Source organism: Roseiarcus sp. (genome assembly GCF_049514155.1).
GTDB lineage: Bacteria > Pseudomonadota > Alphaproteobacteria > Rhizobiales > Beijerinckiaceae > Roseiarcus.
Genome location: NZ_JBEKVH010000142.1, coordinates 1 through 9560 on the forward strand (window position 1 = coordinate 1; position 9560 = coordinate 9560).

The window sequence follows — 9560 nt, forward strand, 5'->3', positions numbered from 1 at the left end:
GCGGCGCGCGGATCGGCGTAGACGTGGGCGCCGGCCGGCGGGTCGATCGCGCCGCCCCAGTCGGCGACGATTCCGAAGTCGGCGCTCGCGTCGCTGATGGCGACCTTGGCCCTGAGCTTGTAGATCGTCAGCCGCCTGGCGAGGTCGGCGGCGAGCGCCCCGGGACAATCGAGCAGAAAGGCGGGCGGCGCGCCGGGCGCGCGCAGGACGAGAAAATCGAACAGGATCTTGCCCTGCGGGGTCAGCAGCGCCGCGTAGCGCGCCGCGCCGGCGGCGAGGCCGACCAAATCGTTGGTCAGCAGCCCCTGCAGGAAGCCGGGCGCGTCCTCGCCTTCGACTCGAACCACGCCGCGGTCGGCGAGAAAGGCGGCGGTCGAACGCATCGAAAGGCCCTCCAGCGGCTTGCCAGGACGAAGCCTGTTAGTTAGGCCGATCGAGCCGCCGCGCAAGGAAGGAACCTGGATGCCCCGCCATTTCGACCTCATTCTCGCCGGGGCGACGGTCGTCAACCAGGACGGCGCAGCCTTGCGCGACATCGGCGTCACGAACGGCAAGATCGCCGAGATCGGCGACCTCTACGCGGCGGCGGCGGGCGAGCGGATCGACTGCCGCGGACTGCACGTCCTGCCCGGCGTGATCGACAGCCAGGTGCATTTTCGCGAACCGGGCCTGACCCACAAGGAGGACCTCGAGACCGGCTCGCGCGGCGCGATCCTCGGCGGGGTCACCGCGGTGTTCGAAATGCCCAACACCGACCCGCTGACGGTCTCGGCCGAGGCGCTCGCCGACAAGGTCAAGCGCGCCGCGGGCCGCATGCATTGCGACTTCGCCTTCTGGGTCGGCGGCACGCACGACAACGTCGCCGACATTCCCGAGCTCGAGCGCCTGCCCGGCGCGGCGGGGATCAAGGTGTTCATGGGCTCCTCGACCGGCAAGCTGCTGGTGCCCGACGATTCCGGCGTGCTGGCGATCCTCAAGCGGACGCGCCGCCGCGCCGCCTTCCACAGCGAGGACGAGCCGCGGCTGATCGAGCGCAGGGACCTGCGGGTCGCCGGCGACCCCGCTTCGCATCCCGTCTGGCGCGACGTGGCCACTGCGGTCAAATCAACCGAGCGGCTGATCCGCCTCGCCCGCGAAGCGCGCGCGCAGGTGCATGTGCTGCACATCTCGACCCGCGAGGAGATCGCGCTGCTGCAGGAGGCCAAGGACGTCGCCAGCTGCGAGGCGACGCCGCATCATCTGACTTTGAGCGCCGACGATTACGCGCGGCTCGGAACCAAGCTGCAGATGAACCCGCCGGTGCGCGGGACCGAGCACCGCGACGGCGTGTGGCGCGGCCTCGCCCAGGGCGTCGTCGACGTGCTCGGCTCCGACCATGCGCCGCACACGCTGGAAGAAAAGGCGAAGCCTTATCCGCAGAGCCCGTCGGGCATGACCGGCGTGCAAACGCTGGTCCCGATCATGCTCGACCATATCGCGGCGGGACGGCTGACGCTGCAGCGCTTCGTCGACCTCTCCAGCGCCGGTCCGGCGCGCATCTTCGGCGTCGTCGGCAAGGGGCGCATCGCCGCCGGCTACGACGCCGACTTCACCGTCGTCGACCTGAAGCGCCGCGAGACGATCCGTGATTCCTGGATCGCTTCGCGCAGCGCCTGGACGCCCTACGACGGCAGAAGCGTGACCGGCTGGCCGGTCGGGACATTCGTGCGCGGGCGCAAGGCGATGTGGGAGGGGGAGATCGTGACGCCCTCGACCGGCGCGCCGGTGCGGTTCGCTTAAGCCCAGGGTCGCCAGCCGATGATCTCCGCCGAACTCGAATTCCGCTCCGCTCTCGAGTCGTTCCGGCGCGGCGATCACGCCGACGCCGAGCGGCGGCTGCGGGCGGCGGCCCAGGCCGAGCCGCGCCATGCCGGCGTGCTCAATCTGCTCGGCGCCTTGCTCGCCAGTCAAGAGCGCTACCGGGAGGCCGAGCCGTTCCTGCGCGCCGCGACGAAGATTCCCCCGGCGTCCGCCGCGACTCTCTACAACCACGGCCTGGCTCTACAGAACCTCGATCGTCCGCGCGACGCGCTCGGCGCGTTCGAGAAGGCGCTGGCCAAGAATCCGCGCAGCGCCGACGCCTGGTTCGGGCGCGGCAGCGTCCTGCAGGAGAGCGGCAAGGCGGACGAGGCGATCGCCTGCTTCGACCGCGCGCTGGCGATCGACCCCAACTACCATCACGCTCTCGCCAACAAGGGGACGGCGCTGCTGCGCCTGCGCCGGTATTCCGAGGCGCTTTTGAACCTCGAAGCCTGCCTTCGTCTCGACCCGACCTTCGCCGCCGCGCACCTCGGCAAGGCGGCGGCTCTCTACAACCACCGCCAGTACGGCCTCGCGCTGGGCAGCGCCGAGACCGCCACGTCGCTCGGCCCCGACGTCGCCAAGGCGTGGGAGACGCGCGCCAACATCTGTCGCGAGCTTGGTCGTCTCGACGAGGCGATCGACAGCATCGGCAAGGCGATTTCGCTCGACCCCGCCAACAGGGAATGGCGGGAAGCGCTCGTCGACATGAGGCTCAGAGCCTGCCAATGGTCGAACTATCAAAGCGACCTCGCCGAACTCCGCGCTGCGATTCGCGCCGGCGTCGCCGTTTCACCCTCGCTTTGCCTCACGTTCCCGTTTTCAGCCGCCGAACAATTCGCCGCCGCCAAGGCGCGCGCCAAGGCGAGGCCCCCCGCCCGGCGCAGCGGCGCGCGCAAGGCGGCGGCTTCGCAGCCCGGGCGCATCCGGATCGCCTATCTTTCCGGCGAGTTGCGCAACCATGCGACCGGCCACCTGTTTGCCGGCGTGATCGAACGCCACGACAGGACACGGTTCGAAATCACGATCTTGAACGCCGAACCGCGCGACAACTCGCCGACGCAGAAGCGCGTCGTCGACGCGGCCGAAGCCTTCATCGACGTCGGCCAGATCGACGACGATCGTCTGATCGATTTCGTCAGCAAGAAAGACTTCGACATCCTCGTCAATCTCGACTTCGCCAGCGAGCGATTGCGCGAACCCGTCTTTCTGGCCCGGTCCGCGCCGCTGCAAGTCAACTATCTCGGCTCGCCGGGAACCGCCGCCGCCAGCAATTGCGACTATCTCATCGCCGACGAAATCGTCGTTCCGCCGCAGGAAGCGAAGTGGTTCGTGGAGAAGATCGTCTATCTGCCGGTCAGCTACCAGCCCAACGATTCGAAGCGTGAGATCGCCGAGGCGTCGACGTCGCGGCGCGAGGCGGGGCTGCCTGAAGCGGCGTTCGTCTTCTGCTCCTTCAACACCAACTTCAAGTTCAACCCCGACACCTTCGAGGCGTGGTCGCGCATCCTTCTGGCCTGCCCCGGCAGCGTGCTGTGGCTGCTGCAGGACAACGCGATCGTCGCCGGCAACCTGAAGAAGGAGGCGGCGGCGCGCGGCGTCGATCCGTCGCGACTGATCTTCGCCAAGCGCGTCCGATCGGAAGAGCACCTCGCGCGCAATCGGCTCGCCGACCTTTTTCTCGACGGCTGGCCCTATGGCGCCCACACCACGGCGAGCGACGCCCTGTGGGTAGGGCTGCCGGTGCTGACGCGCGTCGGCGACACCTTCGCCAGCCGGGTCGCGTCCAGCCTGCTGACGGCGGTCGGGCTGCCCGAACTCATCGCCCCGAACCGCGAAGACTTCGTCGCGACGGCGATCGAACTCGCTCACGATCCCGAGCGGCTGCGCGCGCTGAAGGCGAAGCTCGAGCGCAACCGTGCGACCGCGCCGCTGTTCGACACCGCGCTCTACACGCGCCGCCTCGAGGCGGCGTTCGCAGCGATGCACGCGCGTCGCCTCGCCAACCTGCCGCCTGAGACGATCCACATTCCCGCGTGAACGGCCGCTCAGCCGCGCTCGGGGAACAGCGGCGGCGGCGCGAAGGCGGAACCGCCGCCGTCGACCGGCACGATCGCGCCGCTGGTGTAGGCGCCGCCGCGGCCGGCGAGATAGAGCAGCGTCCCGGCGATGTCTTCCGGCCGGCCGAGCCGGCCCATCGGCACGACCTTGGCGCTGCGCGTCGCGCCCGCTTCGTCGCCGACGGCGAAGCGCGTCATGTTGGTCGCGAACGGCCCCGGCGCGATCGCGTTGACCGTGACCTGTCTCGACGCGAACTCCGCGGCGAGGATGCGGGTGAGATGATGGACCGCCGACTTCGACGCCGAATAGGCGTAGGCGTTTCCCGCCTGGGTGACCGAGCCCATCACCGAGCCGAGGTTGACGACCGTAGCGGGCCGCTCGGGCGAAGCGGCGGCGAACAGCAACGGCGCGAGGTCGCGCGTCAGCGTGAACAGGCCGGCGACGTTGACCGCCATCACCCGCTCCCACGCCTTCCACGGATAGGCGGCGAACGGCGCGCCCCACGATGCGCCGGCGTTGTTGACCAGGATATGCAGCTTGTCCGTGCGCGCGCGAACTTCGCCGGCAAGCGCGGCGACGCCGGCCTCGTCCGCCACCGTGCCGCCGAACCCCTCGCAGGGTCCGAACGCCGACAGCTCGCGCGCCGCCGCCACGCACGCCTCCGTCTTGCGCGAAGCGATGAGGACGCGCGCGCCGGCGGCGAGCAGCGCTTCGGCGCAGATGCGCCCCAAGCCGGTCGCGCCGCCGGTGACGAGGGCGACGCGGCCGGAGACGGAGAAGAGATCGGTCAAGGCGAACATCGGCGCTTTCCCCCGCAAGACTCGCCGCGTAGACTAGGCGAACGCAGTCGGCGCGCCAATCGGACCCGACCATCGGCGCCGCTCAGCCGACCCTCCGAGGAGATCGTTCATGTCCGTCGCCGGCCCCCTGCATTTCGTCGTCCTGCTCGGCAGCCTGCGGCGCGGCTCTTACAACGCCGCGGTCGCGCGCGCCCTGCCCGCCCTCGCGCCGGCGGGCGTGACGATCGAACCGCTCGGCTCGATCGGCGACTTCCCGATCTATAGCGGCGACGTCGAGGCTGAGGGAATCCCGGCGCCGGTCGCGGCGATGGGCGAAGCGATCGCCAAGGCCGACGGCGTCATCGTCGTCACGCCGGAGTATAATTACTCGATCCCCGGCGGGCTGAAGAACGCGATCGACTGGCTGTCGCGGCTGAAGCCGAACCCGTTCCTCGACAAGCCCGTAGCGCTCGAAAGCGCCTCGGTCGGCATGCTCGGCGGCGCGCGGGCGCAATATCACCTGCGGCAGACCTTCGTCATGCTGGAAGCGTGCGTCTTCAACAAGCCGGAAGTGTTCGTCGCCCAGGCCAACCAGAAGATCGACGCCGCGACCGGCGCATTGACCGATCCGCCGGCGCGCGACATCATCGCCAAGCAGCTCGCCGGCTTCGGCGCCTTCGCGCGCGCCCACAAACACGCGGCGGTCACGTCTTGACGCCTGCGCACCCGCCGCCGACATATTCGCTCGACGCCTCCAACCTGCGTGGGTCGCCGATGAAAGTCTCCCTCGTTCAGATGAACTCGGTTAGCGACAAGGCGGCCAATATCGCGGCGGCCAAGGCGCTGATCGAGCGCGCCATCGCCGAGGACGGGCCGGACTGGATCCTGCTGCCCGAGCAGTTCGACTGGGCCGGCGGGGCGCGCGGCGACAAGGCGAAGAACGCCGAGACGCTGCCCGGCGGGCCGGCCTATGCGATGGCGCAGGCGCTCGCCGCCAAGCACGGCGTCTTCATCCACGCCGGCTCGATCATGGAAAGAATCGAGGGCGAAGGGCGCATCCACAACACCAGCGTCGTCTTCAACCGCAAGGGCAAGGAGATCGCGCGCTACCGCAAGATCCATCTCTTCGACGTCACCACCCCCGACGGCGCGTCCTACAAGGAGAGCGAAACGGTGAAGGCGGGCGACGCGGTCGTCACCTACGATTGCGACGGCGTCACCATCGGCTGCTCGATCTGCTACGATCTGCGCTTCCCCGATCTCTTCCAGGCCTTGGCGGCGAAGGGCGCCCAAGTGATTGCGCTGCCGGCGGCGTTCACGCTGCAGACCGGAAAGGACCATTGGGAGACGCTGTTGCGCGCGCGGGCGATCGAGACGGAGACTTACGTCTGCGCCGCGGCGCAGACCGGGTCGTTCCTCGTCAATAACGAGCGCCGCGAAACCTATGGCCATTCGCTGGTCGCCGACCCATGGGGCCATGTCGTCGCCAAGGCGTCCGACGGGATCGGAATCGTCTCGACGCGGATCGAGATGGCGGTGGTCGAGCGGGTGCGGCGGCTGATCCCGGTCGCCCAGCACAGGGTCGCGCTGCCGCGGGCGTGAAGCTCAGCCCAACGCGGCGCGCGTCCAGCCTTCGACGGCGAACCCGAGGAACAGCAGCAGTCCGGCGTCGCGGTTGGCGCGGAACAGCATCAGCGCCGTCTTCTCGCTTGCGCCCTCGACCTTCGACAGCTGCCAGACGAGATGGGCCGCAAACGCCGCCCAGCCGAGCTCGGCGATCCACCCGCCGCCGGCCGCAAGCAGCGCCGCTTGCGCCAGCAGCGCCGTCAGCAAGTAGAACGCGCCGACGCCGAGCCGCGCATGGCGGCCGAACAGGCGGGCGGTCGACTTGATCCCGACGATGGCGTCGTCGCGCGCGTCCTGCAGCGCGTAAATCGTGTCGTAGCCGATCGTCCAGCAGAACGCGGCGGCGTAGAGCAGCAGCGCCGGGGCGCCGAGCGCGCCGAAGCGCGCCGACCAGCCCATCAACGCGCCCCAGGAAAAGGCGAGCCCGAGCGCCGCCTGCGGCCACGAGGTGACGCGCTTCGTCAACGGATAGATCGCCACGACGATCAGCGAGGCGAGGCCGAGTCCGATCGAGAAGCGATTGAAGGCGACGAGCGCCACGAGGCCGACCAGCGCCTGGGCGGCGAGGAACAGCGCCGCGGCGCGCGGACTGACGCGTCCCGACGGCAGCGGCCGGCCCCTGGTGCGGGCGACGCCGGCGTCGAGGTCGCGGTCGAGGATGTCGTTATAGGTGCAGCCGGCGCCGCGCATCGCGATCGCGCCGATCAGGAACAGCAGCAGATGCCGGAGGTCGGGCCCGCGATGGACGGCGTCGCCGGCGAGCGCGGCGGACCACCAACAGGGCGCGAGCAGCAATTGCCATCCGGCCGGGCGGTCGAGCCGCGCGAGTTGCACGTAGGGAAGCGCGAAGTCGGGCGTCAGCCTCAGGACGAGGCTATCGGGGCGCGCGTCGGGCAGCGCGCCGTCACGCCCGGCTTCGGCGGTCAAAGCGGGCCGGCCGGCAACGGCTGGGCCTGCGGGCCTTCGCCGTTGGCCGCCTGCTCCTTCGCTTTCTTCATTTCGGCCGCGACCTTGCACGCCTTGGCGGCGAAGGTGGCGCTCTTGGCGTGATTGGCCTTGAGGCTGTCGAGTGTATCGTCCGGGATCCCGCACCAGTCCTTGTTTTTTTCCATGTAGGCGATCATCGCGTTCTCGGCCGTCATCAGGCCGCCCGACTTGCCGCAGAACACGCTCGGATCGAGCTGCTTGCCTTTGGCGGCCTTGATGAGGGTGTTGATCGTCGCCATTTCGGTTTCGCGGCGCTGCGAGAGCTTCTGCAAATCGTCGCTGCAGCTCTGCGCCAAGGCCGGGGCCGCCCAGGCCGCGCCGGCGAGCGCCAGCGCCAACGACGCCATCGCGGTGGAACGCATCGTCATCGAACTCTGATCCCGCCTGTTTGCCGCCGCCGAGCTTATCGCAACTCGCGACAGGGCGCGACTGAGAGCAAGAAAGCGGCGAAATCGGGGCGAAGGACGCTCACGCCCAGGCCCGCGCGGCATAGTCGATCGCGTAGCGCTGCGGCGCGGCGGCGATGGCGGCCATGCCGACCAGCACCGCGTCGGCGCGGATGACGAGGCGGGTCGGAATGCGGCGCGCCAACGCGTCGACCGGCGCCTTGGCCTCGAAGGCGCCGCGGAACGCGGAATCGTCGAGAAAGTCGACGATGCGCGGCAGCACCCCGCCGGCCAGGGTCACGCCGCCGGTGGCGACGAACGTGACGCCCATGTCGCCAGCGAAGCGAGCGACCATGCGCCAGTAGAGCCTGAGGCTCGCCGCCTCCTCGCCCGCAGGATTGGCGGTCGCCGCGGCGACGACCGCCGGCGCGTCGAGCGTCGGCCTCGGCCAGCCGAGCGCGGCGACCCGCGCCGCATGAACCCGCGCCAGGCCGGGGCCGGCGAGCACGCTCTCGGTCGTCACCCGGCCGTAGACGCGCTCGAGATGCGGCCACAGCGCGCTCTCCTCGTCGCCGACCGGACCGAAGTCGATATGGCAGGCCTCGGAAGCGAGCGGCGTGTGGCGGCCGGCCGCTTCGACCAGCGCGCCGATGCCGAGACCGGTTCCGGGGCCGAGAATCACCTGCGGCCCCCGCGACCCGAAGCCGACCGCGCCGATCTGTTTCGACCAGCCCGGCGGGATCGCCGGCAGCGACAAGGCCTGCGCCTCGAAATCGTTGAACAGCAGCCCCTGAGCAAGACCGAGCCGCCGCGCCGTCTGCGGGCCGTCCATCGTCCAGGGCGCGTTGGTGAGCTTGAGCCTGCGCCCGTCGACCGGCCCGGCGCCGCAGACGAGCAGCGAGCGCGGCCGCGCGCCGAGCCGGGCGACCGCCGCCTCAGCCGCTTCGACCAGGCCGGGATAATCGTGGGTCTTGAGATGAATCGCAGCCCCGAGCGGCGAGTCGGGCGCCGGCTGCAAGGCGAAGCGCGCGTTGGTGCCGCCGACGTCGACGACGACGACCGGGAAAGGTATGACGAATTCGCTCATGGCGCGCCATAAACGCCGCAAGCCGCGCGCGCCGTCAAGGCGGCGGACAAGCCGTCGCGGCTCACGGCAGCGCGTCGAATCGGCGCAATTCCAGTTCGACCGCCTCGAGCAGAGCGTGAAGCCGGTTGTGAACTGTGCCCCACACAAGACGTTGCTGCACGCCCTCGTAGTCGTGCCGGTAAACGTTGCCGGCGCCGGCGATCTCCGCCCACGGAATACTCGGGTGGCGGGCCTTAACCTCTGTCGGAACCCCACGCGAAGCTTCTGAGATGATTTCCAGGCATCGCGTCACGGCATAGAAGACGAGGTCGTTGTCCCGAAACGTCTCATAGTCGAGACCTTCCAAGAACTTGCGCGCGAGATGGATGTTATGCCGGATATCGGCGAGCCGGCGCTGCGCGCCTATCGCTTCAGAACGCATAGACCGCATCGGATTCAGCGGGGGGGCGAACGTAAGGCTTGAGCGCCGCGCGGTCGACGACGTCGACCGGCTCGGCGAAGAGCTCGGCGATGTAAGATTTCAAGCCAACGTAGGCGTACACGTCTTGCACCGCGTCCGGCGCAATCTCGATCATGATGTCGATATCGCTCCCGGGCTGGTCGTCGCCGCGCGCGCGCGAACCGAACAGTGCGGCATGGGTCACTCCCCGCGCCCGCAACGCGGTCTCGTTCTCGCGCAGTCTGGCGATGATGCCGTGCTTGTCCATTCGAGACTATTAGCACAATCGACCACCGTTTGGGACCGATGACACGTTGGAACGGAATTGACGCCGCGATGGTTGCGCGTGGCAATTA

The 9560-nt window shown here is 69.4% G+C and carries 11 protein-coding genes; 4 read left to right on the plus strand and 7 right to left on the minus strand.

The window, feature by feature from the left end:
• Positions 1-383, minus strand: a 383-nt coding sequence (locus tag ABSF49_RS16980; protein WP_490363329.1) for a YgfZ family protein, incomplete at its 3' end; no start/stop codon positions are given.
• 79 nt (positions 384-462) lie between these two features.
• Between ABSF49_RS16980 and ABSF49_RS16985 the strand changes: the two genes are divergently transcribed.
• Both ABSF49_RS16985 and ABSF49_RS16990 read left to right on the plus strand, forming a co-directional pair.
• Positions 463-1779, plus strand: a complete 1317-nt coding sequence (locus tag ABSF49_RS16985; protein WP_424113835.1) for a dihydroorotase — start codon at positions 463-465, stop codon at positions 1777-1779.
• A gap of 18 nt (positions 1780-1797) precedes the next feature.
• The gene (locus ABSF49_RS16990; RefSeq protein ID WP_424113836.1) at positions 1798-3879 is read left to right on the plus strand and encodes an O-linked N-acetylglucosamine transferase, SPINDLY family protein; all 2082 of its coding nucleotides are present in this window, start codon (positions 1798-1800) and stop codon (positions 3877-3879) included.
• An 8-nt stretch (positions 3880-3887) separates the two neighbouring features.
• Here the strand turns inward: ABSF49_RS16990 and ABSF49_RS16995 are convergent, their stop codons facing one another.
• Positions 3888-4700 (minus strand): SDR family oxidoreductase, encoded by an 813-nt coding sequence (locus ABSF49_RS16995; protein ID WP_424113837.1) that lies wholly within the window; start codon positions 4698-4700, stop codon positions 3888-3890.
• Positions 4701-4809: 109 nt separating this feature from the next.
• Between ABSF49_RS16995 and ABSF49_RS17000 the strand changes: the two genes are divergently transcribed.
• Both ABSF49_RS17000 and ABSF49_RS17005 read left to right on the plus strand, forming a co-directional pair.
• A complete protein-coding gene (locus ABSF49_RS17000; protein ID WP_424113838.1) occupies positions 4810-5394 on the plus strand; it encodes an NADPH-dependent FMN reductase in 585 nt (194 codons plus the stop codon).
• A gap of 59 nt (positions 5395-5453) precedes the next feature.
• Positions 5454-6281 carry a carbon-nitrogen hydrolase family protein gene (locus tag ABSF49_RS17005; RefSeq protein ID WP_424113844.1) on the plus strand — a complete coding sequence of 276 codons (828 nt, stop codon included), beginning with the start codon at positions 5454-5456 and terminating at the stop codon, positions 6279-6281.
• 3 nt (positions 6282-6284) lie between these two features.
• Here ABSF49_RS17005 and ubiA read toward each other — a convergent pair whose 3' ends face one another.
• The 5 genes from ubiA to ABSF49_RS17030 form a co-directional block, all read right to left on the minus strand.
• On the minus strand, positions 6285-7232 hold the full coding sequence (gene ubiA, locus ABSF49_RS17010) for a 4-hydroxybenzoate octaprenyltransferase (RefSeq protein WP_424113839.1): 948 nt from the start codon (positions 7230-7232) through the stop codon (positions 6285-6287).
• Positions 7229-7660 (minus strand): hypothetical protein, encoded by a 432-nt coding sequence (locus ABSF49_RS17015; RefSeq protein ID WP_424113840.1) that lies wholly within the window; start codon positions 7658-7660, stop codon positions 7229-7231. The genes ubiA and ABSF49_RS17015 overlap by 4 nt, the downstream gene beginning before the upstream one ends.
• Positions 7661-7760: 100 nt before the next feature.
• Positions 7761-8765, minus strand: a complete 1005-nt coding sequence (locus ABSF49_RS17020; protein ID WP_424113841.1) for a glucokinase — start codon at positions 8763-8765, stop codon at positions 7761-7763.
• Between the two features lie 61 nt (positions 8766-8826).
• Positions 8827-9186, minus strand: coding sequence for a HepT-like ribonuclease domain-containing protein (locus ABSF49_RS17025; RefSeq protein WP_424113842.1), 360 nt, complete (start codon positions 9184-9186; stop codon positions 8827-8829).
• A complete protein-coding gene (locus tag ABSF49_RS17030; RefSeq protein WP_424113843.1) occupies positions 9176-9472 on the minus strand; it encodes a nucleotidyltransferase family protein in 297 nt (98 codons plus the stop codon). Before ABSF49_RS17030 ends, ABSF49_RS17025 begins: the two co-directional genes overlap by 11 nt.
• Between the last annotated feature and the right edge of the window lie 88 nt (positions 9473-9560).